Origin of the sequence: Corynebacterium sp. HMSC074C01, assembly GCF_001814605.1 — a bacterium.
Taxonomy (GTDB): domain Bacteria; phylum Actinomycetota; class Actinomycetes; order Mycobacteriales; family Mycobacteriaceae; genus Corynebacterium.
Genome location: NZ_KV817300.1, coordinates 77877 through 103484 on the forward strand (window position 1 = coordinate 77877; position 25608 = coordinate 103484).

A 25608-nucleotide genomic window follows, 5' to 3' on the forward strand; every position below is an offset into this window, starting at 1 on the left:
GGTCTATTTTTATTCTCGGGCGTGCCTGCGGTTTCCAGAAAACCACTAACTGCACTGAACCGCTTGGTCTAGCCTTTCATGACATGAGCACCAAATACGATAATTCCGCAGCAAACGAGTGGTCCTTTGCCACCCGCGCCCTCCACGCCGGCCAGAACCTGGACGGCTCCACCAACGCACGCAACGTGCCGATTTACCAAACCACCTCCTACGTCTTCAACGACGCCGAGCACGCCGCCAACCGCTTCAACCTCTCGGATGCCGGCCCGATTTATACCCGCCTGACCAACCCCACGCAGGACGCGCTGGAGGAGCGCCTCGCCTCCCTCGAAGGTGGCGTCGCCGCCGTGGCTTTCGCCTCCGGCCAGGCCGCCGAGACCGCGGCCATTTTGAACCTCGCCTCCGCCGGCGACCATATCGTGACCTCCCCGCGCCTCTACGGCGGCACCTCCACCCTCTTTACCGTTACCTTGAAGCGCCTCGGCATCGACGTCACCCTCGTCGAGAACCCGGATGACCCGACCTCCTGGCAGGACGCCGTCCAGCCCAACACCAAGGCTTTCTACGGCGAGACCTTCGGCAACCCGGTCGCCGATGTGCTCGATATCCCCGCCATCGCGGAGGTAGCGCACAAGAACCAGGTCCCGCTCATCGTGGATAACACCATCGCCACCGGCGCGCTCGCCCGTCCGCTGGAGCTAGGCGCAGACATCGTCGTTGTCTCCACCACCAAGTTCTACAGCGGCAACGGCTCCGCCATCGGTGGCGCCATCATCGACAGCGGCTCCTTCGACTGGACCGTCACCCGCGACGGCGAGCCCGTTTTCCCCTACTTCGTCACCCCAGACGAGGCTTACCACGGCCTCAAGTACGCCGACCTGGGCGCCCCGGCCTTCGCCGTCAAGGCGCGCGCGGGCCTGCTGCGCGATACGGGTGCCGCCATCTCCCCCTTCAACGCCTGGCTGACGCTGAATGGCATCGAGACGTTGCAGTTGCGCGTCGAGAAGCACAATGCCAACGCCCAGGCCGTGGCCGAGTACCTGGAGTCCCACGCCAAGGTCACGAAGGTCAACTACGCCGGCCTGGAGTCCTCGCCGTACAAGGCCACGAAGGAGAAGCTGGGTTATGACTACACCGGCTCCGTGCTCTCCTTCGACATCGACGGCGGCCGCGAGGAGGCCTGGGCGTTTATCGACGCCCTGCAGCTGCACTCTAACCTGGCCAACATCGGCGATACCCGCTCCCTGGTGGTGCACCCGGCGACCACCACGCACTCCCAGTCCGACGAGGCCGCGCTCAAGGCCGCGGGCATTACGCAGGCCACGGTGCGCCTGTCGGTGGGCATCGAGGATGTCAACGACATCATCGCCGACCTCGAGCGTGGGTTCGCAGCCATTGCTTAGCCCGATTCCGGAACTCGCACCCGAAGGCGAGCTCGCCGTCGTCCCCATCGGTGACTTCACCACGGAAGCAGGCGCCGTGCTTGCCGACGCCCACGTGGCCTACCAACGCTGGGGCGCTTTCGCCGGCGACCCGGACGGCGTCAACAATGTTTTGGTGGTTGAGCACGCGCTGACCGGGGATTCCAATGTGGCGGACTGGTGGTCCGACCTGGTCGGCCCCGGCAAGGCCCTGGACACCACGCGCTGGTGCGTTATCGCGACCAATGCGCTGGGTGGCTGCAACGGCTCGACGGGGCCGAAGTCCCTGCACCCGGATGGAAAGCCGTGGGGCGGGCGCTTTCCGGCGCTGTCGATTCGAGATTTGGTGGAGGCCGAGCACGATTGCTTGAAGGAGCTGGGCATTTCGCGTGTGCACGCGGTGCTCGGTGGCTCGATGGGCGGGGCGCGGACTCTGGAGTGGAGCTTGCTGCACCCGGAAAGCGTGTCCGCGGTGTGCGTGATTGCGGTGTCGGCCCGGGCTTCGGGCTGGCAGATTGGCATCCAATCCGCGCAGATTTCCGCCATCGAGCGCGATCCCTTCTGGCACGGCGGAAATTACTACCTCACGGACAAGACTCCGCGGGATGGTCTGGCGGCCGCGCGCCGCATTGCACATTTGACCTATCGCGGTGAGCAGGAAATCGATGAACGCTTCGGCGCCCAGCCACAACAGGGCGAAAACCCGCTGGGGCCGCACCGAGAGCTCAACCAGCGTTTCGCGGTGAACTCCTACTTGGATTACCAGGGGGCGAAACTCACCGAGCGCTTCGATGCGGGTTCCTACGTGGTGCTCACGGAGGCGTTGAACCGGCATGACGTCGGCCGCGGGCGCGGCGGGCTCATCAAAGCACTGGCTGCCTCCCAGGTGCCGACGATGGTCGTGGGCGTCGACACGGATATCCTCTACCCCTATCACCAGCAGGAACACATCTCCCGCAACGTTAACCAGCTGCTGGCGATGGCCAAGATTGTCTCACCCGTGGGCCACGATGCCTTCCTGACGGAGACCCGGCAGATGAATCGCATCCTGCGCAACTTCCTGCTGCTCTCGGCGCCAAATGGCCTCGACGTGGGCCCTGCGTACGTGGGCGACGAATACTACATCTAAAAGCCGTTTATCTCTTCTCAGGAGCCACACGCATCACGACCCCAGCGCGTCGATGGAAAAGGCCAGGAACGCCATCGCCGCGCCCAAGATGCCTGTAAACCAGGCATCGAAGCGTCGGGAGCGGACAGCGAGCACGCCGACTCGCGAGGAGTCGCAGGTCAGGCGGACCACCGTCAGCCACACCAGCGCCCCGCCCAACAACAGCGTGGCACGGCGCCAGTGCTCAAACACGGCATAGAAGCCTGACACCACGACCGCCACCACGAACAGCCCGATGGCCAGCCACTGGAGGGCCGGCGGCAGCGCCGAAGGTTTCAGATGCGCATCGTGGGGATTGGCCAAAGACACCGGCGGCGCGACCTTAGCCTGCGCACGGGCTCGGCCCTGAGCCGGGCGCCGGGGCATTCGTTGCGCTCGGTACTGCGGGCTTCCTTCTAACTGTGGGGACATGCTCATTATTTGAGTGTTCGTGTTGCGCCGTTAGTGCGCGGCGAGCTTTTCGGCGCGCTCCACGATATTGCTGACCAGGAACGCGCGTGTCAGCGGGCCCACGCCACCCGGGTTCGGGGAGACGTAGCCGGCTTTCTCCCAGACATCCTCGGCTACGTCGCCGGCGAGTTTGCCGTCGACGCGGGACACGCCGACGTCGAGAACCGCGGCGCCTTCCTTGACCATGTCGGCGGTGAGCATGTGCGCCTTGCCGGCGGCCGCGATGATGACGTCTGCCTCACGGGTTTCCGCGGCCAAGTCCTTGGTGCCGGTGTGGCACAGCGTCACCGTGGAATTCTCGCTGCGGCGTGTCAGCATCAGACCAATCGGGCGGCCTACGGTCACGCCGCGGCCGATGACCACGACCTTGGCACCATCAAGCTCCACTCCGAAGCGGCGCAGCAGGTGGATGCAACCGTTCGGCGTGCACGGCAGCGGGGCGTCCTCGTTGAGCACCAGCTTGCCCAGGTTGATCGGGTGCAGGCCATCGGCGTCCTTGGCCGGGTCGATGAGCTCAAGCACGCGGTTTTCATCCAGGTGCTTCGGCAGCGGCAGCTGCACGATGTAGCCGGTGCAAGCATCGTCATTGTTGAGCTCTTCGATGACGCGCTCGAGTTCTTCCTGGGTAACGTCGCCAGGCAGGTCCTTGCGAATCGAGTTGATTCCTAGCTTTTCGCAATCGCGGTGCTTCATCTTCACGTAGGAATGCGAACCCGGATCATCGCCCACCAGGACCGTGGCCAGGCCTGGGGTAATCCCCTTCTCCTTGAGGGCGGCCACGCGCTGGGCCAGGTCCTCAAAAATCTCGTCGCGGTACAAGTTGCCATCTAGTTTGGTAGCGCTCATGCCCACCATCCTAGACTGATGCCTATGAGCAGCTTGCACATCGTCTTCGACAACCCCGTGATCCCTACCAACACCGGCAACGCCATCCGCACCGCCGCCGTCACGGGCGCGAGCCTGCACCTCATCGAGCCCCTCGGCTTCAACTTCGAGGACAAGCACCTCAAGCGCGCGGGCCTGGATTACCACGACCTGGCGGATCTCAAGATCCACAAAGACTTCGACGCCTGCATGGAGGCCCTCCCCGACGCGCGCGTTTTCGCCTTTACCACCCACACAGAAAAGTGGTTCACGGACGTGGAATACCAGGAGGGGGACGTCCTTCTCTTCGGCACCGAGCCCACCGGCCTGCCGGAGGAGCACGCCTTCCACCCGCGGGTAACGGAGCGCGTGCGCATCCCCATGATGCCGGCGCGACGCTCGATGAATCTATCTAACGCGGCGTCGACGGCCGTGTACGAGGCTTGGCGGCAGCTCGGCTTCCGTGGCGCGGTCTAACAAGTCGCGGCACAATATGGGTGGACTTTCACACCGAAGGAGACACCGTGCCCAGCCTGCGCCCATTGCTTGATTCCCTCACTACCCGCGTCGAAGCTTCGTCTGCCGCCCACGCCGCACAGATCGCGCGCGTGGCTCCCGTCCACCGCCCCGGCGCGGTCAACCTCGTGCGCTATATGGAATTGCGCTCCCAGGACGCCGTCGAAATCCAGGAAGGCCTCACGGCCTTAGGCGCCACGAGCCTCAGCCACCCGGAGCCCGCGGTGCTCGAGCGCCTCCACGCCGCGCGCAACGTGCTCGACGCCTTCGATGGCCAGGCACCGACCTACCCCGTGCAGCCCATCGCCACGGCGTATGCGGACGCGGACGATATCCTCGACGCCAACACCGAAGCCCTCCTCGGCCCCACCCAGGAGGACACCCACGCGCGCATCATGGTGACCCTTCCCACCGAGGCCGCGGAGGATTATGAGCTGGTCCTCGGCTTCGCCCGCGCGGGCATGGAATTGGCCCGCATCAACTGCGCCCACGATGACCAGGCTGCCTGGGCGAAAATGGTGGAGCACGTCCACCGCGCCGCTGAGGAGGTGGGGCGCGAGATTCTGATTTCCTGCGATATTGCTGGCCCCAAGGTCCGCACCGGCACCATCGAGCCGGGCCCGCAGGTCATCCGCGTGCGCGGCGAGCGCACCGCTGCAGGCGAGCTGCTGAGTCCGGCAACGCTCGTGCTTCACGACGCCCCCTCCACCACCCGCGCCCACGGGGTGGCGAGGGAGGCGTCGCCAAGCACGGCGCGCCCGGCGGTAGCGCTGGAGGTGGATGGTGAGTGGGTCGCTGGCCTGCAGCCCGGCAGCGAAGTGCGCTTCACGGAGGCACGCGGACGCTCCCGTGTGTTCACCGTGGAAAGCGTGGACGCAGGCGTGGCTGTGCTACACGGTGAGCGCAACTGCTACCTCGCCGAGGGGACGGTGGTCAACCACGGCGGGGAGATCACTCGGGTGCATGGGGCGCCGGCTCTCGAGCAGAAGATTCGCCTGCACCGCGGCGAGGAGGTGGTTCTCAGCACTTCGCAGGAGCCGGCGCGGATTGTCGAGGGTGAGGTGACCACCATCGGCTGCACGCTGCCGGAGGTGGTCGGTGCGCTCGAGGTGGGACACCGGGTGATTTTCGATGATGGCGCCATCGCCGGCCGCGTCCGCGAGGTGCGGGATAATGGTGCGGCGCGCGAGGCCGTCGTCACCGTGGAGCATGCCGGGCCTACCGGCACCAACCTGGCCGCCTATAAGGGAATCAATCTTCCGGATACCGACGTCCCGCTGCCCAGCCTCACCGAGGAAGACATCGAGGCACTGCGTTTTGTGGCCACGCACTGCGATATCGCGGCGGTCTCTTTCATCCGCACGCCGGCTGATGTGGCCTTCCTCTATGACACGCTCGAGGAGCTCGCTGCCGAGCAGGAGTCCGAGGAGATGGCGCAGCGCGTGCGTGACCTCGGCATCGTGCTCAAGATTGAGACGGTTCCGGCTTATGAGCAGCTGGGAAGCGTGTTGCTGGAGGGGATGCGACACGCCAAGTTCGGCATCATGATTGCGCGCGGTGACTTGGCCGTGGAGTTGGGATTCGAGGAGATGGTCCAGGTGCCGGGGCGCATCATGAAGGTCGCGGAGGCGGCCCACATCCCGGTCATCATGGCCACGCAGGTGCTGGAGACTCTGGCCAAGACGGGGCTTCCCTCCCGCGCGGAAATCACGGACGCGGGCTATGCGCTGCGCGCGGAGTGCGTCATGCTCAACAAGGGCCCGCACATCACGGAGGCCATCCAGATTCTGGACCGCATGTCTCGCAAGCTAGGCCAGTCGCGCCTGAAGAACCGCCAGAAGCTGCGCCAAGTCAGCAGCTGGACAAACTAATTCAGGCAACACGTAGGAAACACGGCGCCCCCGAGCGCCGCGTGGTGAGGATCACCTAACCGAAAGCGGCAAAAACTAGATAGACCTATATTTACTTAGGGTAACCTATAACGGTAATGCTTTAGAGGAAGAGAGCTCACCGTGAAGTTGTCTGGGTGCCCACGGCAAACCGCCGACGCCATCCCCATGGGATGCACCATCACCTTGGGAAACGAGTGCATTTCCTGCACCTGCGATGCCGCCTTAGCGGTGCGCCTCGGCGAGCTAGGAATCCGCCCCGGCGCCACGCTGACCATGGGCCCGCGCGTGGCCGGCGGCGCCCGCGTTGTCTCGGTGGGCAGCTGCCGCTACGCCATCGACAAGACAACGCTGCAAGCCATCGAGGTCTAAATCATGGCCACCACGAAACCCAGCTGCCACGGCGATCCGGGCGGCGCGGTAGCCCCTGCCGGAGCGCCCATCATCGCGCTCGTAGGCTCCCCAAATTCCGGCAAGTCCACACTCTTTAATGCCCTGACCGGCGCGAAGGCGCAGACCGGCAATTGGCCGGGAACCACCGTTGAGGTCAGCCGCGGTGCGTGGAAGCTGGGTGAATCCACCGCCGATCTCATCGACTTCCCCGGCACCTACTCGCTCGACCCGCTCAGCCCCGATGAGGCGCTCACCCGCGCCATGCTCATCGATTGCCCCGATGATGAGCGCCCCGACGCCGTCGTCGTGGTCGTCGATGCCAGCGCTGTGGCGCGCGGCCTCAACGTCGCCCTCCAATTAGCGGAGCAGCCCTACCGCCTCATCATCGCGCTGACCAAGACCGACGTGGCGCTCAACCAGGGCCAGTCGGTCGATCCCGCCGCGCTCGCAGAAGCTACCTCCATCCCCGTGGTCGTGGTCGATGGGCGCAGGAGGGAGGGCGTCGAGAAGCTGCGAGAGGTTGTTGTAGATTCTCTGGCGGCTGAGCCCGTGCAGCTGCGCGAGGACACCGGCCTGGAGGGCCGCTTCGCGGAGCTGGATGCGGCGGCGAAGGCCTCGGTGAGCGAGGTCGAGCATGCCACGCCACTCTCCCACCGCCTCGACGCGATGGCCCTCCACCCGGTGGTGGGGCCGCTGCTGTTCCTGGCCGTGATGTGGCTAGTCTTCCAGATCACCACCACGGTGGCCGCTCCCCTGCAGGATGGCTTGGAGGCCCTGATCTCCGGCCCCTTGAGCGACTGGGCGCGGGCGGGGCTAGAGGCCATCGGCCTAGGTCACCCCCTCGTCACTGGCCTGCTTGTCGACGGCCTCATCGGCGGCGTCGGCATGGTCCTCACCTTTGCCCCGCTCATGGCGCTGATGTTTTTGTGTTTGGCGGTGTTGGAGGATTCCGGCTACATGGCGCGTGCTGCAGTGGTCACAGATCGTCTTATGCGGGCCATCGGCCTGCCGGGCAAGGCTTTTATCCCGATTGTGGTGGGCTTTGGCTGCAACGTGCCGGCGATCTCGGCCACGCGCGTGCTGGGAAGCCCTCGGCATCGCATTATGACGGCGCTGCTCATCCCGTTTACCTCGTGCTCGGCGCGCTTGGTGGTCTTCGTCATGCTCTCGGCCACGTTCTTCCCGGAGCACGCCGGCAGCGTGGTGTTTCTCATGTACGTCATCTCCATCGCGCTGCTCGTGCTGGTGGGTTTGGCGCTGCGAAAGACGCTGTGGCGCGCGGTGCCTGAGGAAGCGCTGGTTATTGACTTGCCGACGTACCAGCTGCCCACCGCGCGCCTGGCACTGAGCGTGATGTGGACGCGATTGAAAGGCTTCCTGCAGACCGCCGGCGGCATCATCGTGAGCACGGTGGTCGTGGTGTGGCTGCTCATGGCCATCCCGGTTGGGGCCGCGGTGCACGAGACCACCTTGGGCGAGCCACCAGCACCGGAGGATTCCGCCTACGGCGCGGTCTCGCGCACCATTGCCCCGGCCTTTGCTCCGGCTGGTTTCAATTCCTGGTCCCTGGCCGGTCCGCTGGTCACGGGTTTCGTGGCCAAGGAGGCGCTGATTTCGACATGGGCGCAGACCTACGCCGTCGACGACGTCACCGACGCTTCCGCAGAGGAGCAATCCCACAGCGCGCTCAGTGACCACGTGCGTCAAGATTTCGACCGCGCCTCCGGTGGCCATCCCCTCGCCGCGGTGTGGGCCTACATGCTCTTCCTGCTGGCCTACACTCCGTGCGTGGCCACGATTGCCGCGCAGCGTCGCGAGATTGGCTGGCGCTGGACGCTCTTTGGCTTCGGCATTCAGCTGGCCACCGCGTGGGTGCTGGCAGTGAGCGCCTTCCAGATACTGAGGGTGTTTATCTAGTGTCCGCCTCGCCCATTCACGCCGTACAGCAAGCCATCGAGTCCGGAGTGCGCTCGCGCGTAGCCATCGCGGCGCAGACCGGGCTAGAGCCCGGCACGGTCGATGTGATTCTGGATCATCTCACCGCCAGCGGGGTGCTCAATATGGAGCCGCTCGGCTCCTGCCCCGCGGGCGGATGCGGGTCCTGTTCGGCAGCCTCGGCGTGTGCCGGCCCCAGCAGCACCCGCGGGCCGGTGCTGCTTAAGCTTCGTCGCCGCCGCTAGGAGCAGGCGCAGACTCAAGAGCGGGGAGGCGGCGGGAGCGCAGGCGGGTGAGGAGCTCGGAGGCGTCGGCAGGCGTGAGGTCTTGGCCAGCCATCTTCACGGGGCCGGCCACAAGGTCGAAGCGCACGGTGCGCACACCCGCGAGGTGCCCCAGCGGCCCGACTTTCAGTGTGAGCTCCTGGATGTGCGGGGTGCCAATCACCATGACGCGGCGGTTGATGCGGCCTCGATGCACGATGGTGACGGGCTGAGGCGAATCCACCAACGTCACCGACTGCTGCTTGCGGTCGATGGGGCTCACCCAAGTGGCCCGGCGCGGAGACGTATAGGTGGGCTGGGTGTGCCCTTCAGGGCGTGCGAAATCCTCAATCTGCGCGCGGTCTAGATCTGAGATGAGCTCTAAAAGCTCCAGCACCTGCTCGCGAGTGCCCACCGGCAGGATGCGCGTAGAACCAGACTGCTTGCCACTGCCCTTAGCGCCGTAGCCGGCCACCGACACGTTTACTTCGTACCAGCCAAAGCGCCGCCACAGGAAAGGCTGGCTCACCCGCACGCCGTGGATGCGACTGATGCGGATGGTTTGGCGGCGCCGGTCGGCAAGACCGTAGGAGACGTTGAGGGCGTTGGCGGGGGCGTCGTGAAGCGCGGTGAATTTCCAGGAGGAATCTACCAGCCCCCACACGCGCCCCACGAAACCCACGATGATGGGCAGCAGCGCGGTCCACATACCGGGGAGGAAGAGCAGGCCGCCGATGACAAGTGCGGTAACCAACGTGGGTAGGCGCAGCGCCTCGGCGGCAATCGTGCGCAGGATGGGAATCTCCGGGATCAAGGCGGCGGGAGTCTCCGGCGCGGACTCACCGGCAGGCCCCTTATTCGTGCGCCGCAGCAACTCCGCGCGCAGCTCTTCCGCTTTCACCTTGGAGAGGTACTCAATTTTGATCACCGAGGACGTACCACCGGCGGTCTCCACGCGCACCGCCGCCAAGCCCAATAGGCGCGCGATGATGGATTCCACGACATCCACCGCCTGGATGCGCTCGTAGCGCGCAGAGCGAAAGGACGTTGAGATGACGCCGTGGCGCAGCGCAATTTCATCCTCTGTGAGCTTGTAGCCCAGCTTGCGCCACCAGATACCAGAGACTAGCCAAATCACCGTGCACACCAGCACGAAGGCACCGAGGCCCAACAGGGTTCCGCGGCCGACCTCGCCCAGATGTCCGCCCTGCAGGTAAGACAGCACATCAGAAATCATGGAGGCGTTGATGTTCACCGCGAAAATGGCCACCAGCGCTAGGATCAGCGACCAAAAGCGCAGCAGCGGGGTGAGGCGGTGGACACGAGTGTAGCCGTCGACGTCGACAAGCGCGCGGTCTTTCACAGCCCACTCATCCTCTCGCGGGCCTTGACGGCGAGGCGCTCGCGCAGGGCGTCGGCGTCGGCAGCAAGGAGGCCAGGGATGGTGGCATCGCTGCTGGGCGACGCCGTGTGCAGCTTCACCTTCTTCAGCCCCATCGCCCGCTCGATTGGGCCGGCTGTGACGTCAACGAATTGGATGCGGCCATAGGGCACGACGGTGAAGGTGTGCCAGATTTTGCCGCGGGTGACCAGGAGTTCGTCTGCGGTTTCCTGCCAGCCTAGGTTTTTCACCTGCGCGGGGATGAGCCACAGCTCGTAGAGCGCCCATGCAACGAGCGCTCCGGCAACCCAATACAGCCAATCCCACCAGAAATATGCCGCCGCGGCCGCTAGGGCGGCGAGGATAATGTCCCAGCTCAAACGTGAGATGTAGCGGGCTTTAGTGAGTGACGGGGATACGGGGTTCATGCCGCCACCTTAACACGAACCCTTGACAAGTCGTTGGGTTTATACAACACTGTGGTGCATGTCCCCAAAGAAAAAGCCAACCCGCCCACTATTTAACCGGGTCCGCGTGCTCCGCGCTGAACGGGACATGACGCGCGCACAGCTTGCCGCCGCCATCGGGGTCAACCCCCAAACCATTGGCGCCCTCGAGCGCGGCGACCACTCCCCCAGCCTGGACCTCGCCTTCAATATCTGCGAAGTCTTCGACCTGCCCGTGGAAGCCGTGTTCTCCCGGACCGAATTCACCCCCATGTCCTCCGAAATCTACCGAAAGGACTAACCCACCCATGTCCGCCGCCACCATTCCCGATTCCGTTAAGACCCGCAAGCGCTACATCACCCTGACCGACCTGTTCACCACCCTCATCATCGCTTCCATCCCCCTGCAGTTCTGGAGCGCCTTTACCTCACTCATGGTTGCCGCCCTCGGCACGCTGCTCTGCGCGTTGATGACCGCTCGCCTGCGTACCACTATCAACGCGGCAGACCTACCCGGAACGGAACTTGATGAGTACCAGATGCAGCAACACCTTGAGGCCCGCGACGACGGTCTCAAATTCTCCCTCACGGCACTCGTCATCCTGCTGCCGGTGACCGGTCTCATTGCCTGGGGTGCCCGAGCCATGCCCATCATGGACGGCGCATTCGTCTCCCAGCTCTACCTCAAAATCATCCTGCTGCTCATGGTGTGGGTTCCTTTCTCCGTGGCGCGCTCCCTGGCCGGCAAAATGAATCGCGACGAGCTCATCTCAAAGGAATAACCCCGCACCCCTTGCCATACTTATCGCTAATCGATATTATCGAATTACGACAACATCGATAGTCGATAAGATATCGGCGGAAGGGACAACCATGACAGACCCCGCAAAGAAGGCCAAAAAGGAGCGCAGTGACATCGGCGCCGCCATTTTCATCGCCGCTCTTACCATCGCGCTCATCCTGCCCAACTACGCCAGGGATGTCTTCGACGGCACGTTTCACACCGCGCTCAGCGCGGCCGTGCCGGAAGGCCTCGGCGCCCACAACCTGGACGGCGGCGCCTACTGGATGCTCATGACCGCGCTCATCCTCAAGATCGTGGCGATCTTCGCCGCCGCGGGCTTCATCTTCTCCCTTGCCCGCACGATGCAGCAGGGCAAGCTCTTCGACCCCCGCTCCACGCGCTCGCTCAACGGACTCGCCGTGTGCATCTTCGTGTGGGCCATCGCCCGCTTCGGCATCGAGGGCATGGGCAATAACTGGGCCGCCAACGACTTAGGAATTGATTGGTGGGCCAACCAGACGGGCACGCCCCTAGCGGAACTGGCCATCCCTTATATCGCAGTCTGCGTGCTGATTCTCTTTTCCGTAGCCATCAAGCGTGGCAGCGCACTCGAAGAGGATGTGGATGGCCTTGTCTAACAACACTGAACCTATCGTGACCTGCCACCTCGACGAGGTGATGGCCCAGCGCCAGATCACCGGCACCGACCTGGCCAAGCAAGTCGGCATCACCCCGGTGAACCTCTCAGTGCTGAAGAATAATCGCGCCAAGGCCGTGCGCTTTAGCACCCTCGCCGCACTCTGCGCGGCCCTGGAGTGCCAGCCCGGCGATCTCTTCAGCGTCGAGCACTAGCGGAAATCCCGCGAGCCCCGCGAAAGAGCCTCACCGAAGGCCAGTGGCTCAAGCTGGTCCGCGGCAACGGTGACCGCCCCAGAGCCATTCTGCACAATGCCGCGCACGATGAGCGCGGGCGCTGTTCGCGCGGTGACCTTATCCCGGGCCCACAGGCCGGGTGAGACCATCACGTTCATCAACCCGGTCTCATCCTCCAGACCGAAGAAGACCACGCCGCCCGCTGTGTGCGGGCGCTGGCGGTGCGTGACCACCCCGGCGATGCGCACGCGAGTGCCATCCTCCACGCCCGGCAGGTCCGCCGCCGATAGGATTCCGCGGGCCTGCAATTCCCCACGAACCTGCTCCATTGGCTGCTGATTGTGGGTCACGCCGGTGCTCGCCACGTCCGCCGCCATGAGCTCAAAAGCGCTCATCCCCGGCAAGGACGGCGCCTCGATAGCAGACAGCCCCGGCAGCATTCCCGCCCGCTCCGTTGCGGCCACACCCGCCTGCCACAGCGCTTGGCGGCGATCCATCCCAAAGACATCCAAGACCCCCGCCACGGCGAGGGTCTCCACGTGATCGACGGTGAGATCGGCGCGGCGGGAGAGATCGGGGACGTCGACAAACGGCGCGGCCGCTTCAATTCGGTCGGCGGCCTTATCACCTAGGCCTTTGATGAGGTTGAGGCCTAAGCGGATGCGAGCCTGGCCGTCCGCGCCCACCACCACGCGCGCCTCGCGGCCCGATTCGTTGACGCTGACCGGCAGCACCTCCACCCCATGGCGGCGCGCATCCTGAATAAGCGACTGCGGCGAATAGAAGCCCATCGGCTGCGCGCGCAACAAGCCAACGCAAAACTGCGCCGGGTAATAGCGCTTAAACCACGCCGAAAAGTACACCAAGGAGGCAAAAGACTGTGAGTGCGACTCCGGGAAGCCATACGCAGCGAAGGCCACGATCTTGGCCCACAGCTTGTCCGCCACTTCCCCGACAATCCCGTTGGTTTCCTCAAGGCCGTCGTAGAAGCGCTGTTTGAGTGCCGCCATCTTGGCCGGCGAGCGCTTCGAGCCCATCGCGCGCCGCAAGTCATCAGCCTCCGCGCCGCTGAACCCAGCGGCATCGACCGCAATCTGCATGAGCTGTTCCTGAAAGAGCGGAATCCCCAGCGTCTTGCCCAGGGATTTCTCCAGCACCGGATGGTCATAGGTCACCGGCTCCTTGCCATCGCGGCGGCGCAGGTAGGGGTGCACCGACCCGCCCTGGATGGGACCCGGGCGGATGAGGGCGACCTCCACCACAAGGTCGAAGAAGACCCGCGGCTTGAGCCTCGGCAGAGTGCTCAGCTGCGCGCGCGACTCCACCTGAAACACGCCCACCGCATCCGCGCGGCAGAGCATGTCATAGACTTCCACGTCAGCCAGGTCCAACTCCCACAGGTTGACCACCCTGCCGGTGCTCTCCTCCACCAAATCCATCATGTGGTGCAGGGCTTCGAGCATGCCCAGGCCCAGCAGGTCGAACTTCACCAGCCCGGCCGCGGCACAATCATCCTTATCCCACTGCAGCACTGAACGGTTCTCCATGCGTGCCCATTCCACGGGCACGACATCCGCAATCGGTCGATCACAGAGCACCATGCCGCCGGAGTGAATACCCAGGTGGCGCGGCTGGCCCAGAAACTGCTCGGCTAAGGATTCAACATCCGAAGGCGCGGGCGCAATGCCCTTCGACCAGGCATCGGCCGAACCCTGCGGATAGCCCAACGCGCGGGCAGCATCCCGCAACGCCCCTTTGCGGCGGTACGTAATCACGTTGGCCACCTGCGCGGCGCGCTCGCGACCGTGCTTGGCATAGACGTACTGAATGACTTCCTCACGCCGCCCGGATTCAATATCGATGTCAATATCCGGCGGGCCATCGCGGTCCGGGGAGAGGAAGCGCTCAAAGAGCAGGCCCGCGGAAATCGGCTCCGCATTCGTAATCCCCAGCGCGAAACACACCGCCGAATTCGCCGCCGACCCGCGCCCCTGGCACAGGATGTTCTCCCGTTTACAAAAGTCCACGAGATCACACACGATGAGGAAGTAGCCGGGAAAGCCCAGCTGCTTGACGACGCCCAGCTCATACCGCATCTGCTCCCACGCCCGTTCCCGAATCTCCTTAGGCCTCGTGGCATAGCGCGCCGCTGCTCGCTCGAAGGTGAGGTGCTCCAGCCAGGACATCTCGGTATGGCCTTCCGGCACGTCAAAATCAGGCAGGTTCGGGGCCAGCGCCTCCCACGTGAAGCTGCACTCCTCGAGAACGCGGACGGTTTCCACAATGAGCTCGGGACGCTCAGGCAGCAAGCGCGCCATCTGTTCCCCGGAGCGCAGCCAGGACGAGCCCATGGGGTGGGAGTTGGGGGAGGCGTCGGCAAGCGCGAGGCGTCTGGACAAGGCCTGTTTGGCTCCGGCCAACCGCGCGTGTTCCCGCGTGGCGGCAGCCGGGTGGGCGGTGGCTATGGCGCGCGGAACCGGCAAGGAATCCAGCAGTAGGTGGTGGTCCGCGTCCTCCGGGAGCTGGGTACATGCGTACTCCAGAACCATGCTGTCTATTTTTATTCCATCGACCAGAAGATCGAAATGCTCCGCCCATTCCCAGCCCACCAGAAAGAGGCACTCATCCTGCAGCTGCGTACCAATCTCCGCCAGGGAAGGATAGGACACGACCCCCTTCTCCCCCGCCTCCATGTGTGCGCGGGAGATGAGCCGGGATAGACGCCGATAACCCTCCGGGGTGCGCGCCAAGACCGTCAGCGGGGCCGGGTCGAGGCTAAGCTCCGCGCCAAAAACGGCGGGCAGCCCCACCTGGGCGGCGGCCTCCGCAAACTTCATGAGCCCATAGAATCCATCCCGATCGACCAGCGCAATCCCCCGCAAGCCCAGTTCGACGGCGCGCGCCACAAGCTCCTCCGGCTCGGAGGCACCGTGCAGGAAACTATAGGAGCTCACCGCGTGCAGCTCGGCAAAAGGCACGGCGGAATACCCCGCCTTCGGCGCGTCCGCGGCCTGCGGTAGGTGGTCCACCGACACCGGGACGGGCCCCGGGCGGCCAGAGAGAATCCTCTCCACCCGGGACCACGGCAGCGCCTCACCCCCATTGAATCTCATAGCCCCACACACTATATTCGAACACAGGTTCCCGTCAAGGTTGTCGTTGAACGATCCGCCGGATAGACAAAGCGGTTCAATCGTTGCTAGTTTTTCCTGCAGTGAACACTCCTGCGGTGACACGACTTGCCGCACAAACTAAGAAGGGACACTAGGAACCCACCATGAGCATCCGTCGCGTACTTGCCGCCACCTCGGCAGCCGTCATCGCCGCAACCGGCCTGGTTGCTTGCTCCTCCGATTCCTCGGACTCCGCCGAGTCCAAGGATTCCGGCGAAGCCATCACCAAGGACTCCACCATCACCATCGGCACCACCGACGCCAACATGGAAGAGTGGGCCGTCTTCCAGGACCTGGCCAAGGAAGCTGGCTTCGACGTCAAGCTGGAGAATTTCTCCGATTACAACACTCCGAACCAGGCTCTGGACCAGGGCAAGCTGACGACGAACAAGTTCCAGCACCTGAAGTTCCTGGCTGAGTACAACAAGGGCAACGGCACCGACCTCGTCCCGCTGGCCGCCACCGAGATCTACCCGCTGGCCATCTACTGGAAGGACCACAAGGACCTCGCTGACATCGAGGGCCAGGAAGTTGCTATTCCGAATGACTCCACCAACCAGGGCCGCGCCATCGGCCTGCTGGTTCAGGAAGGCCTGGTCACCCTCAAGGAGGGCAGCCCGCTGACCCCCACCCCGCTGGACATCGATGAGGAGAAGTCCAAGGTCAAGGTCACCCCGGTAGACGCTGCTCAGACTCCGGCCGCGTACGGCGAGGGTAAGCCGGCCGTCATCAACAACTCCTTCCTCGAGCGCGCTGGCATTGACCCGCAGTCTGCCGTCGCTCAGGATGACCCGGACTCCACTGAGGCCGAGCCCTACATCAACGTCTGGGCCGTACGCGCCGACGACGCCGATAACGAAACCCTTCACGAGCTGGCCGAGCTGTGGAAGGACCCGAAGGTCACCGATGCCGTTCTGAAGTCCTCCGGCGATACCGCCGTGGCCGTCGACCGCTCCCAGGAGGAGCTCCAGGAGATTCTGGAGCGCCTCGAAGAGCAGGTCTAAGCACAATCCCATCACTGACTAACTAGTAAAGGACGAATCATGCGCATCCGCCGCCTCGTAGCAGCCGCCGCCGCTAGCCTGGTTGCTGCTACCAGCTTGGTCGCCTGCTCGTCTGCAAGCTCCGATTTCGCCGCCGGCACCGCCGAGGATCCCATCATCGTCGGCACCACCGACGCCGAACTTCCGGAGTGGGGCGTACTCAAAGAGCTCGCTGCCAAGGAAGGCATCGAGATCGAGATGAAGAGCTTCACCGACTACGCCACCCCCAACCAGTCCTTGGCTGAGGGCAGCACGGATACCAACAAGTTCCAGCACCTGAAGTTCCTCGCCGAGTACAACGTGGGCAACGGCACGAACCTCGTTCCGGTGGCCTCCACGCAGGTCTACCCCATGCCGCTGTTCTGGAAGGGCCACGACAGCATCGACGGCATCGAGGGCCAGGACATCGCCATTCCGAATGACGCCACGAACCAGGGCCGCGCCATCAACCTGCTGGCAGCCAACGGTTTGCTGAAGCTCAAGGAAGAGGGCAAGCTCACCCCGGATCCCGCCGACATCGACGAGGCCGCATCCAAGGTAAGCATCACCCCGGTCGATGCTTCCCAGACCCCGTCCGCCTTCGGCGAGGGCAAGCCCGCCATCATCACCAACTCCTTCTTCAAGCGCGCGGGTATCAACCCGGCCGACGCCGTGCTTTACGACGACCCGGAAAACCCCAACGCCGACCCGAAGATCCTGTTCGACCCCTACGTCAACGTGTGGGCTGTACAGGAAAAAGACAAGGACAATGAGAAGGTCAAGAAGCTGGCTGAACTCTACCTCTCTGATGAGGTGAAGGCCGCGGTGCAAGACACCACGGGTGGCACCACTATCTTCGTGGATAAACCGCAGCCAGAGCTTCAGGAGATTCTGGAGCGCTTGGAAGAGGAAGCCTCCTCCAGCTAAGCGAATCTCCCTCCTCCCCCGCGCTCACGCTCGTTTGCGTGACCCGGGGGATTTTGCCCGTTACTCCCTGCTTATTCACCACACGGACACGTACAAAGGAAAACCACGTGACTGAACAACAAGGCGCCCACCGGGGCACCCGGATTGAATTCCGCAACATCACCAAAGTCTTTAAAAACAAGAAAACCACCACCACCGCACTCGATAATGTCTCCCTGACCGTCGAGCCCGGCGAGATCATCGGCATCATCGGCTTCTCCGGCGCAGGCAAGTCCACGCTGGTGCGCATGATCAACGGCCTCGATAAGCCGACCTCAGGGCAGCTGCTTCTCGACGGCACCGATGTCGTCCCCCTGCCCGAGTCCAAGCTGCGCGGCATCCGCCGCAACATCGGCATGATCTTCCAACAGTTCAATCTCATGTCCTCGCGCACCGCGGCGGGCAATATTGAATACCCGCTGAAGCTGCAGGGCGTCGAGAAGCAAGAGCGTAAGCAGCGCGTCCAGGAGCTATTGGAGTTCGTCGGTCTGGCGGACAAGGGCGACAACTACCCGGAGCAGCTCTCCGGCGGCCAGAAGCAGCGCGTCGGCATCGCCCGCGCCCTGGCTAATAACCCCTCCCTGCTGCTGGCGGATGAGGCCACCTCGGCGCTCGACCCCACCACCACCCACGAGGTTCTTGACCTGCTGCGCAAAGTCAACCGCGACCTCGGCATCACCATCGTGGTCATCACCCACGAGATGGACGTCGTTCGCTCCATCGCCGACAAGGTGGCCGTCATGGAAAGCGGCCGCGTCATCGAGGCCGGCAGCGTCTACGAGGTCTTTTCCAATCCGCAGACCAAGGTGGCGGAGAAGTTCGTGGCCACCTCGCTGCGCAACACCCCGGACGTCGTGGAGGCCGATGACCTACTGGCCCACGAAGGACGTTTGTTCACCATCAACCTGACGGAAAAATCGGGCTTCTTTGGCGCCGCCGGCAAGCTCGCGGACGAGGGCGTGTCTATCGCCGTGGTCCACGGCGGCATCACCACCTTGCAGAAGCATTCCTTCGGCAAGATCACCGTGCGCCTCAACGGCCCAGACGCCGCCATCGAAGACTTCTACGCCCACATGCAACGCACCACCGACATTGAGGAGATCCAACGATGAACGTCACCTACCTCGCGCAGGCCAATTGGGACCGACTGGGCAGCACGCTTGTCGACGCCATCAAGGACACCCTCATCATGGTCGCCACCACCCTGGTGCTCGCCGGCATCATCGGCCTCGTGCTGGGCATCCTGCTCTACACCACGCGCCCGGGCGGCATCCTGCAGAACAAGCCCATTCACTTCGTCATCAACATTCTGGTGAACTTCATTCGCCCGATCCCGTTCATCATCCTGCTGGCCTTTGTCCAGCCACTGACGGTGGCGGTGCTGGGCAGCTCCATCGGCCGTGAACCGGCCACGTTCGTCATGGTCATTGCGGCTACCTTCGCGGTGGCGCGCATCGTGGAGCAGAACCTCGTGGCGCTGGATCCGGGCGTGATTGAGGCGGCCCGCGCGATGGGTGCTTCGCCGTGGAAGATCATCACCACGGTCATCATCCCGGAAGCGCTGGGCCCGCTGGTGCTGGGCTACACCTTCCTGTTCATCGGCATCGTCGATATGTCCGCGATGGCCGGCTACGTCGGCGGCGGCGGTCTGGGCGACTTCGCCATCGTCTACGGCTACCGCGCCTTCGAGTGGGAGGTCACCGTGGTGGCTACCCTCATCATCATTGTGCTGGTGCAGGCAGCGCAGTTCTTCGGTAACTGGCTCTCGGCCAAGATTATGCGCCGCTAACCGCGCCGACCCCGTGCTCTATACGCTGCGCTTTTCGACGCGACGCGCGGCAAAATAGGACGAGGTCTTCGGTTCGTCTCCACAGGAGGAGACGATGCCGGAGGCCTCTTTTTCTTCCAGTTCCACGTCCCATACGCGGCCGTCGCGGTGGCGCACAACGACGTTATTCTTTGCGGCCGTGTTTTCCGCTGCGTCGACGGTGAGGTCGCCGTAGTGGAGGATCTCGGAGGCGTCGAGAAGCTGGCGTGCCACCGCAAGCTCCGCCACCTGACCCCGGGGCGTGGTGAGGCCGGAACCGCGGTTGGCGGGGTAGAAATACTCGCCGTGTAGGGCCTTGCCCACGAGCTCGCGGCCGGCCTCCACGTTGAGGCGGCCAAAGGAATAGCCCCACGGCATCAGCAGCACCGACGGCGCGAAGCGGTGTCCCTTGGTGTGGGAGGTTTCCCACACGGTCTCCTCAAATTCGCATGCCAGGGAGGCAGCAAGCGGGCGGCCCTTGATTGCGCAGCAGGCATCGCGCTTGGCGTGGGTGCACACGAGCACCAGCGGCAGGCACGTGCCGGTGGGGTGCTCCAGATCCAGATCGAGGATGTCCTCCGGGCCGTTCAGGACGTAATCCTGCACTAAGCCCTCGCGTGCCCACACGACGAAACAGCGGAAGTGCCCCGTCCCCCGCTCGTGCCCGGCGCGCCCGGGGCGGCGAATGAGCTGCAGGCCCGCCACGCCTTTGAGCTTGGCCTTGAGCTTCTCGGTGAGGCCCGGGCCGAAGGTACGGCCATCGAGCACGTCGCGCGACCACGCCGTGGGCCACTCAAAAAGGACGTACACAGATTCTTGTTTAGCGGTACCAGCCAGGGGCTCGACCTGGACGTCGGAGCAGAAGGTCATGGCGCCATCTTAACTGGCATCACTTCTTTCACAACAATGTGGTTACGATGCTTAGCTCGATGCATATAATTCCCTGTGGTGCCACTACGCTCGAAGTCATGCCGAAACATAACCTCTTGCGCACAGCCACCCCAGTGGCCGCACTCGTTGTCTCGGGTGCGCTCGCGCTTCAGGGATGCGCTCCGTCTTCCTCCCCGGACGACAGCTCCGACGGCCCCACGAAGACTCTCGACGCCACCCTGTCCGGCGCCTCCACCTCCACGGCTACCGTTACTCCCACTGCCCCCGCCCCCGCCGCACCGGCTGGGCTGACCCCGCTGGGCGACGCCAACATGGAGATGAAAACCCTCCGCCCACCGGCCCCCTCGGAGCTGGTGGTGACCGATGTCCGCGTGGGTAAACACGAGGGCTTTGACCGCGTAGTCTTCGAATTCGTAGGGAACGGTTCACCGGGCTGGTTCATCGATTACACCGATGCCCCCGCCCAGCAGGGCTCCGGCAACCCGATTGCCTATGAAGGTTCCACCGCGCTCGACGTCAGCATCGACGGCACCGCTTATCCCTTCCAACTCGACATGGAAGACCCAAACATCGGCACTGTAAAGGGTGCCGGCGGGCTGGTGACCCAGGTGGTCAGCAGCGGTACCTTCGAGGCTCGCTCGCAGTTCGTTATCGGGCTTAATGAGCGCCACCCGTATTCGGTTCAGGTGCTCAGGGCGCCGACGCGCCTGGTTATCGACATCCTGAACTAAGCAGTTCAGGCATAGGTTGCCTCCACTGACCAGCGCCCGCCTGCCCACACGAGGAGCCAGGCGCGCTGGCCTTTGTCGTTTTCCCCGACGACTTGCAGACGCGCGCAGCGCTGCGCCGCACCTGCTTCCCACCACTCAGAGTCCACGGGCCACGGGCCGGCCCAACCGGTCACCCGGTAGCGGTGGCGCCCCCACCCCAGGCCCGCTGGCTCCCCGGAGAGGAGGGCCTCGGCGGTGACGATGATGTCCTTCGAGGAGGAGTCGATAAGCCGAATCCGCGCGGCCGGGTGCGCCAGGCTCGCCGGAAGCGGCGCCGGGATGCGCCCCGGCCACGTGCCCTCCGGCTGCGGGTCGCGCTGCTCGCCATAAGGGACGTACTCGATGCGCTCGGCCACCCCGCGCCCGGCCGCCGGGCGGGGCTGCAGCACGCGGTCCACCCCCAGCTGGGATTGCACGCGCGCGATGACACGCTTGGCCTGCTCCGCGGATTCGCCCGCACCCCACAGGAGCCCATCCCCCGGCGGGGCGACCTCCACCGGTTCCAACGCCAGCTTGGCGATGCCCCCTCCCTCACCCGGCGCACTCCCCGCCCGCGCAGTACTCAACCAGCCGTCGAGCTGCCAGCGCACACGATCCGCCGTGGCGGCCTCGCTGAGCGCTTCCTGGGTACGCCAAATCCGCTCCAAGCGCTCGCCGCCCTCGAACTCCGCGGCAACGCGCAGCCGCAGGCACACCACGCCCGCTTCCTCGAGAGCCCCGTGGAGGCGAGCCGCGAGCTGCCGCGCGGCAAAAGCCGCAGCATCCACGCGCTCCAAGGGTTCCTCGAAGCCCTGCTCCACGCCCAGATCAGGGCGCGCAAGCTCCGGCGCCACGCGCCGATCCGGTGCGGCCGCGGCCACCGCGTGGCACCGCCGCCCAGCCTCGCCGAACCGGGTGGTGACTTGGCGCAGCGGCAGGCTCGCTAGCTCCCCTAGCGTGCGCACGCCCAGCTGCTCCAAGGCATGCACCACGTCCGCCGCACACCCCAGCGCCACCTCCGCAGCCAATACTCCCACCGGCTGCTTAGCCAAAAAGTCGCGCGAGCCACCTGCCGGGACTACCGCGCCCAGGTTGCGGTGCCGCGCGGCAATCAGCGCGGTGGCAATCTCATCGGCGACGCCGACGGTGGCGTCGAGGTGGGATCTGGAGGTGGCGTCGACAAGCATCTCCACTGCTTTTGCCTCACTGCCGTGAAAACGCCCGGCCGCGCCCGCGTCCACGATGACCAGGCCCGAACGCAGCACCTCCACCGACGAAGCCACCGCGTCCAGCCCCGCGGCGATCTCCGCGAACACCACCCCGTCCCGATCCGGGTTGGCCTCCTCCACGCGCAACTCCGGCAGGAGGGCTTGGGCTTGGCGCACCCGCATCCCGCGGCGTACCCCCGCCCGGCGCGCCACCGCGTTGCACACCGCCACGCGGTGCTGGGCGGCAATAACGCACGCCGCCCTCTCGGCGTCCTGCAGCGCCTGGATAGGCCAGTCCGGGAACCACAGCGCCGCGACCCTCACACGACCTCCAAGTGCGGGCGCGCTTCCGGATGCTGCCCACACGTGAGCACTCCACGACGCGGGCGCATGCTTGCCGACGCCACCCGCACCCCTATATCAACCCCCCGAATCCGCCCGCTGCCCCGGCCCAAGCCATGCACAGCGACAACTTCCGCGCCTATCTCCACAGCTGTGCCCGACAGCCGGGTTCCCACGGTGAGCAGGGCTGCCTGCCCTGCCCGCACTTTCGCCAGCACGGGGCGCGCCCGGGTGGGGCTCAGCTCGCCTGTGCCTTTGTGCACGACGAGGTCCAGCCCCTCGCACAGCACGCCGGTCACCGCCCAGGGTTCTACACCTGGATCGGGCACCGTGATAACCCGGGAGATATCACCACTCTCGGTCACTTGTGCGAGTGAGAGATCCGGCCAGCCCACTACCCCGACGTGTCCACCCGCCGCGCTAACATGGGAGACCAGCTCCACGACGAGCGCGGCACATTCCGCACAGGCGGTTGCCCGCTTGCGGGGAAGTCCACCGCCCGGGAGCAGCTCAGATAGCCCTTCGGGGACGCCGAGAAGCTCCACCTCCGGCTGCACCTGCGCAGCAACATCCGGGGTTTCCAGGCGTTGAATCTGGGCGCGCAGGACCGCAATTTGCTCGGCCTGCGATCCACCCACTACGCGAACACCTGTTTGATTCATGGTTCCTATTATGAACCTCTCTCCGGACGCGCGCAATTGCGCTGGTAGCGTTAGGCGCCATGAATCCCCTCCACGCGCACACCACCCCGATCCCCACTCCGCCGTGGGTACGCCTCGGCGCCTCGCTGCTGGCTGGTGCCGCCGTGGCGGTGGGTGCCAGCCGCATCCACTTCGGCCTCGCGCTAGGGCTCAGCCTGCTCTTCCTCCTCGCGGCCTGCGCGCTCGTGTTCCTGCACCCCTACCGCGCGGACCTGCGCGATTATGCCCAGCACCACAACGTCACCATGCTGCCCAATGCGGCGCAGCTTATTCCCCTCATTGTGCTGTGGTTGATGGTCATGTTCTCCCCGCTCCTCGCACTACCTGCCTGGGGCAGCGCGCTGGTGTGGGTGCTCGTTTCAGGTGCGGCCTTCCTGCTCTTTCCCCACGTCGACGGCTCCCGCAAGCTCGCCTACGCGCCCCCGGCCTAGGCTCAGCCCGTCTCCCCCAACGCCCGGGGCGTGCGGGCCGAGCTGTCTGGGTCGGTCCGCCTAGACCTTTCCCCAAGCCTGGTGTATGCGGGCCGCCTAAGCCAGGTCGCGGGAGGTGGCCCAGCGCGTGAGCTGATGGCGGTTGGATTGCTGGGTCTTGCGCAAAATATTGGAGGCGTGTGTTTCTACTGTCTTCACCGAAATGAACAGCTGCTTGCCAATCTCGCGGTACGTATAGCCGCGCGCGAGCAACCGCAAGACCTCCAGCTCGCGCCTCGTGAGCGCATCCACCGCCGGGTCCTGTCCCTCCTCCGGCTCCGGCGCGGGCGAGCCGGAGGCAAAAGCATCAAGGACAAAGCCCGCCAGGCGCGGCGAGAAATACGCATCCCCGCTGTTGACCTGCAGGATCGCGCGCGCCAAATCCGGGCCGGAAATATTCTTCGTCACATACCCGCGCGCGCCCGCCCGAATCAGCGCAATCACGTCCTCCGCCGCATCCGACACGCTCAGCGCCAAAAACACCGGCCGCGCCGGCTGATTAGCCGTCGCGTTAATAACGGCGAGGCCGCCGCCATCGGGCATGTGGACGTCGAGAAGCACCACGTCCGGCGAGGTACGCGCAATGCCCTCCAGCGCCTCCGCAACGGTGCCGGCGTCGCCCACAATCTCAATCTCCGAGGACGCCGCCAGCTCCGCGCGCACGCCCGCACGGAAGACGGAGTGATCATCAACCAAAAAGACCTTCACCATGCTCATAACGCTACCGCGAGCTCCACCTCGGTGCCCTCCCCCGGGGTCGAGGAAATCCGCACGCGCCCACCAGATCCCTCTACGCGCGCGCGAATACTGTCACGAATCCCATGCCTATCAGCAGGAATATTCTCCACGTCGAAACCCACCCCGCGATCACGCACAAAGATACTCAGCTCGCCCGCCAACAACTCCGCGTAGACATCCACCACGTCCACGCCTGCGTGCTTGCCGGCATTGACCATCGCCTCACGCGCGGCCTGGATAAGCAGCTTCGCGGACTCCGTCAGCTCTGTGTCCTCACCCACCGTCACCGCGGACACCCGTATGTCAAAGAGATCTTCCACTTCCCCGCACGCCGCTTCGAGAGCACCAAAACAGGTGGTGGGGGCGGCGGAGGGGGCGTCGAAAAGCCAGGCGCGCAGCTCGCGTTCTTGGGCGCGCGCCAAACGCGTCACCTCACGCGAATCCCCCGCCCGCTTCTGAATCAGCGCCAGCGTCTGCAGCACCGAATCGTGCAGGCGGGCGGCAATCTCGGCGCGCTCCTCTGAAACCGCCTTGGCCGCCTGCTCCTGCGATAGCGAACGCCAGAGCTTCAACACCAGCGGCACCACCAGCGCACCGAAGCCCACCAGCGTCAGCGCCGTGGCCAGGATCGCCGAACCCGATCCGCTCTCCCACGTCACCGCCGCCACCACAACGCCACCGATGACCAAGACGGCACCGGCCGCCACAGCAACCAGGCCCACCGGCGTGTTCAGCCCGCGGTCATACGCCAACCACGCCAGCACCGCGCCGATGGCCACCACTGCCAACGGCACCGCCACGCTTAGCGACGCCCCCGAAACCCCCAACACCCCCACCGCACTACCCGCCAGCGCCAGGAACACCAGCACGAGGGAAAGGGGGCTGCGGCGGGTGGAGGGGGCGTCGTCAAGCGCGGGCGTGAAGATCCACAGCCCCGCATAGGCCATCGCCCCCACCCCACCCAGCAGAGTCAACGCGGTCAAAGCGATGCGCACGGAGAGCGCCGAAACCCCAAGATTCTGCGCCAGCCCCGCCGCCACGCCGGCGACCACGCGGCCAGATTGGGGGCGCGACATCACGGGATAAGGCGCCGCGTTTTCTGCAGGCACATAGGGCGAAGTCATACTAGACATAGTCCCACGCACCACCCCTCGGGCA

At 64.9% G+C, this 25608-nt stretch carries 27 protein-coding genes; 17 read left to right on the plus strand and 10 right to left on the minus strand.

The features are described 5' to 3' along the window. Positions 1-83: 83 nt before the first annotated feature. Positions 84-1403, plus strand: a complete 1320-nt coding sequence (locus tag HMPREF2978_RS10855) for an O-acetylhomoserine/O-acetylserine sulfhydrylase (protein WP_070745541.1) — start codon at positions 84-86, stop codon at positions 1401-1403. Further along, positions 1351-2550: a homoserine O-acetyltransferase MetX gene (locus tag HMPREF2978_RS10860; RefSeq protein ID WP_246818771.1), complete on the plus strand. Its 1200-nt coding sequence runs from the start codon at positions 1351-1353 to the stop codon at positions 2548-2550. The genes HMPREF2978_RS10855 and HMPREF2978_RS10860 overlap by 53 nt, the downstream gene beginning before the upstream one ends. 33 nt (positions 2551-2583) lie before the next feature. Here HMPREF2978_RS10860 and HMPREF2978_RS10865 read toward each other — a convergent pair whose 3' ends face one another. Together HMPREF2978_RS10865 and HMPREF2978_RS10870 are read right to left on the minus strand one after the other, a co-directional pair. Beyond that, positions 2584-2898 carry a DUF3017 domain-containing protein gene (locus HMPREF2978_RS10865; RefSeq protein ID WP_083316542.1) on the minus strand — a complete coding sequence of 105 codons (315 nt, stop codon included), beginning with the start codon at positions 2896-2898 and terminating at the stop codon, positions 2584-2586. A 132-nt stretch (positions 2899-3030) separates the two neighbouring features. Beyond that, entirely contained in the window at positions 3031-3885 is an 855-nt protein-coding gene (locus tag HMPREF2978_RS10870; protein ID WP_070745545.1) for a bifunctional methylenetetrahydrofolate dehydrogenase/methenyltetrahydrofolate cyclohydrolase, read from the minus strand. Between the two features lie 24 nt (positions 3886-3909). On the opposite strand from HMPREF2978_RS10870, the gene HMPREF2978_RS10875 reads away from it, so the two are divergent. From HMPREF2978_RS10875 to HMPREF2978_RS10895, 5 genes are all read left to right on the plus strand, one after another. Beyond that, positions 3910-4380 carry a tRNA (cytidine(34)-2'-O)-methyltransferase gene (locus tag HMPREF2978_RS10875; RefSeq protein ID WP_010189418.1) on the plus strand — a complete coding sequence of 157 codons (471 nt, stop codon included), beginning with the start codon at positions 3910-3912 and terminating at the stop codon, positions 4378-4380. 47 nt (positions 4381-4427) lie between these two features. After that, positions 4428-6290, plus strand: a complete 1863-nt coding sequence (locus HMPREF2978_RS10880) for a pyruvate kinase (protein WP_070745547.1) — start codon at positions 4428-4430, stop codon at positions 6288-6290. A 141-nt stretch (positions 6291-6431) separates the two neighbouring features. Beyond that, a complete protein-coding gene (locus HMPREF2978_RS10885; protein WP_070563834.1) occupies positions 6432-6680 on the plus strand; it encodes a FeoA family protein in 249 nt (82 codons plus the stop codon). Positions 6681-6683: 3 nt separating this feature from the next. Further along, positions 6684-8618 (plus strand): ferrous iron transport protein B, encoded by a 1935-nt coding sequence (gene feoB / locus HMPREF2978_RS10890; protein WP_070527985.1) that lies wholly within the window; start codon positions 6684-6686, stop codon positions 8616-8618. After that, a complete protein-coding gene (locus HMPREF2978_RS10895) occupies positions 8618-8881 on the plus strand; it encodes a FeoC-like transcriptional regulator (RefSeq protein WP_070527982.1) in 264 nt (87 codons plus the stop codon). The genes feoB and HMPREF2978_RS10895 overlap by 1 nt, the downstream gene beginning before the upstream one ends. On the opposite strand, the gene HMPREF2978_RS10900 is transcribed toward HMPREF2978_RS10895, so the two are convergent. Then, complete coding sequence (locus HMPREF2978_RS10900) at positions 8859-10262, minus strand: PH domain-containing protein (RefSeq protein ID WP_070745549.1); 1404 nt, start codon at positions 10260-10262, stop codon at positions 8859-8861. The genes HMPREF2978_RS10895 and HMPREF2978_RS10900 overlap by 23 nt on opposite strands. Continuing rightward, positions 10259-10708: a PH domain-containing protein gene (locus HMPREF2978_RS10905; RefSeq protein WP_070745551.1), complete on the minus strand. Its 450-nt coding sequence runs from the start codon at positions 10706-10708 to the stop codon at positions 10259-10261. The genes HMPREF2978_RS10900 and HMPREF2978_RS10905 overlap by 4 nt, the downstream gene beginning before the upstream one ends. Positions 10709-10766: 58 nt before the next feature. On the opposite strand from HMPREF2978_RS10905, the gene HMPREF2978_RS10910 reads away from it, so the two are divergent. The 4 genes from HMPREF2978_RS10910 (at position 10767) to HMPREF2978_RS10925 (ending at position 12362) form a co-directional block, all read left to right on the plus strand. Next, positions 10767-11027, plus strand: coding sequence for a helix-turn-helix transcriptional regulator (locus HMPREF2978_RS10910; protein ID WP_070527976.1), 261 nt, complete (start codon positions 10767-10769; stop codon positions 11025-11027). 7 nt (positions 11028-11034) lie between these two features. Beyond that, positions 11035-11508, plus strand: a complete 474-nt coding sequence (locus HMPREF2978_RS10915) for a hypothetical protein (RefSeq protein WP_070527973.1) — start codon at positions 11035-11037, stop codon at positions 11506-11508. Positions 11509-11599: 91 nt separating this feature from the next. Further along, a complete protein-coding gene (locus HMPREF2978_RS10920; protein ID WP_083316540.1) occupies positions 11600-12148 on the plus strand; it encodes a DUF2975 domain-containing protein in 549 nt (182 codons plus the stop codon). Continuing rightward, the gene (locus HMPREF2978_RS10925) at positions 12135-12362 is read left to right on the plus strand and encodes a helix-turn-helix domain-containing protein (protein ID WP_046648395.1); all 228 of its coding nucleotides are present in this window, start codon (positions 12135-12137) and stop codon (positions 12360-12362) included. The genes HMPREF2978_RS10920 and HMPREF2978_RS10925 overlap by 14 nt, the downstream gene beginning before the upstream one ends. Here HMPREF2978_RS10925 and HMPREF2978_RS10930 read toward each other — a convergent pair. Next, the gene (locus HMPREF2978_RS10930; protein WP_070745555.1) at positions 12359-15496 is read right to left on the minus strand and encodes an error-prone DNA polymerase; all 3138 of its coding nucleotides are present in this window, start codon (positions 15494-15496) and stop codon (positions 12359-12361) included. The two genes, HMPREF2978_RS10925 and HMPREF2978_RS10930, sit on opposite strands and share 4 nt — an antisense overlap. 164 nt (positions 15497-15660) lie before the next feature. Between HMPREF2978_RS10930 and HMPREF2978_RS10935 the strand changes: the two genes are divergently transcribed. The 4 genes from HMPREF2978_RS10935 to HMPREF2978_RS10950 all read left to right on the plus strand — a co-directional run bounded on the left by HMPREF2978_RS10935 (position 15661) and on the right by HMPREF2978_RS10950 (position 19333). Beyond that, positions 15661-16560, plus strand: coding sequence for a MetQ/NlpA family ABC transporter substrate-binding protein (locus HMPREF2978_RS10935; RefSeq protein WP_070527963.1), 900 nt, complete (start codon positions 15661-15663; stop codon positions 16558-16560). Between the two features lie 39 nt (positions 16561-16599). Beyond that, on the plus strand, positions 16600-17505 hold the full coding sequence (locus HMPREF2978_RS10940; protein ID WP_070527960.1) for a MetQ/NlpA family ABC transporter substrate-binding protein: 906 nt from the start codon (positions 16600-16602) through the stop codon (positions 17503-17505). A 107-nt stretch (positions 17506-17612) separates the two neighbouring features. Further along, positions 17613-18656 carry a methionine ABC transporter ATP-binding protein gene (locus HMPREF2978_RS10945; RefSeq protein ID WP_070745557.1) on the plus strand — a complete coding sequence of 348 codons (1044 nt, stop codon included), beginning with the start codon at positions 17613-17615 and terminating at the stop codon, positions 18654-18656. After that, positions 18653-19333, plus strand: coding sequence for a methionine ABC transporter permease (locus HMPREF2978_RS10950; RefSeq protein WP_070521487.1), 681 nt, complete (start codon positions 18653-18655; stop codon positions 19331-19333). Before HMPREF2978_RS10945 ends, HMPREF2978_RS10950 begins: the two co-directional genes overlap by 4 nt. A gap of 18 nt (positions 19334-19351) precedes the next feature. On the opposite strand, the gene HMPREF2978_RS10955 is transcribed toward HMPREF2978_RS10950, so the two are convergent. Continuing rightward, the gene (locus HMPREF2978_RS10955; protein WP_070745559.1) at positions 19352-20221 is read right to left on the minus strand and encodes a sucrase ferredoxin; all 870 of its coding nucleotides are present in this window, start codon (positions 20219-20221) and stop codon (positions 19352-19354) included. Positions 20222-20319: 98 nt separating this feature from the next. On the opposite strand from HMPREF2978_RS10955, the gene HMPREF2978_RS10960 reads away from it, so the two are divergent. After that, the gene (locus HMPREF2978_RS10960; protein ID WP_070745561.1) at positions 20320-20973 is read left to right on the plus strand and encodes an AMIN-like domain-containing (lipo)protein; all 654 of its coding nucleotides are present in this window, start codon (positions 20320-20322) and stop codon (positions 20971-20973) included. Positions 20974-20978: 5 nt separating this feature from the next. On the opposite strand, the gene HMPREF2978_RS10965 is transcribed toward HMPREF2978_RS10960, so the two are convergent. Together HMPREF2978_RS10965 and HMPREF2978_RS10970 are read right to left on the minus strand one after the other, a co-directional pair. Further along, positions 20979-22523: a DNA polymerase Y family protein gene (locus HMPREF2978_RS10965; protein ID WP_070745562.1), complete on the minus strand. Its 1545-nt coding sequence runs from the start codon at positions 22521-22523 to the stop codon at positions 20979-20981. Further along, complete coding sequence (locus HMPREF2978_RS10970) at positions 22520-23203, minus strand: hypothetical protein (RefSeq protein ID WP_070527944.1); 684 nt, start codon at positions 23201-23203, stop codon at positions 22520-22522. Before HMPREF2978_RS10970 ends, HMPREF2978_RS10965 begins: the two co-directional genes overlap by 4 nt. A 59-nt stretch (positions 23204-23262) precedes the next feature. Here HMPREF2978_RS10970 and HMPREF2978_RS10975 point away from each other — a divergent pair, with 59 nt between their 5' ends. Next, entirely contained in the window at positions 23263-23673 is a 411-nt protein-coding gene (locus HMPREF2978_RS10975) for a hypothetical protein (RefSeq protein ID WP_070745564.1), read from the plus strand. A gap of 96 nt (positions 23674-23769) precedes the next feature. On the opposite strand, the gene HMPREF2978_RS10980 is transcribed toward HMPREF2978_RS10975, so the two are convergent. Further along, positions 23770-24423 carry a response regulator gene (locus tag HMPREF2978_RS10980; protein ID WP_070527938.1) on the minus strand — a complete coding sequence of 218 codons (654 nt, stop codon included), beginning with the start codon at positions 24421-24423 and terminating at the stop codon, positions 23770-23772. Positions 24424-24425: 2 nt separating this feature from the next. Continuing rightward, positions 24426-25574, minus strand: a complete 1149-nt coding sequence (locus tag HMPREF2978_RS10985) for an ATP-binding protein (RefSeq protein WP_187357532.1) — start codon at positions 25572-25574, stop codon at positions 24426-24428. Positions 25575-25608 lie beyond the last annotated feature (34 nt).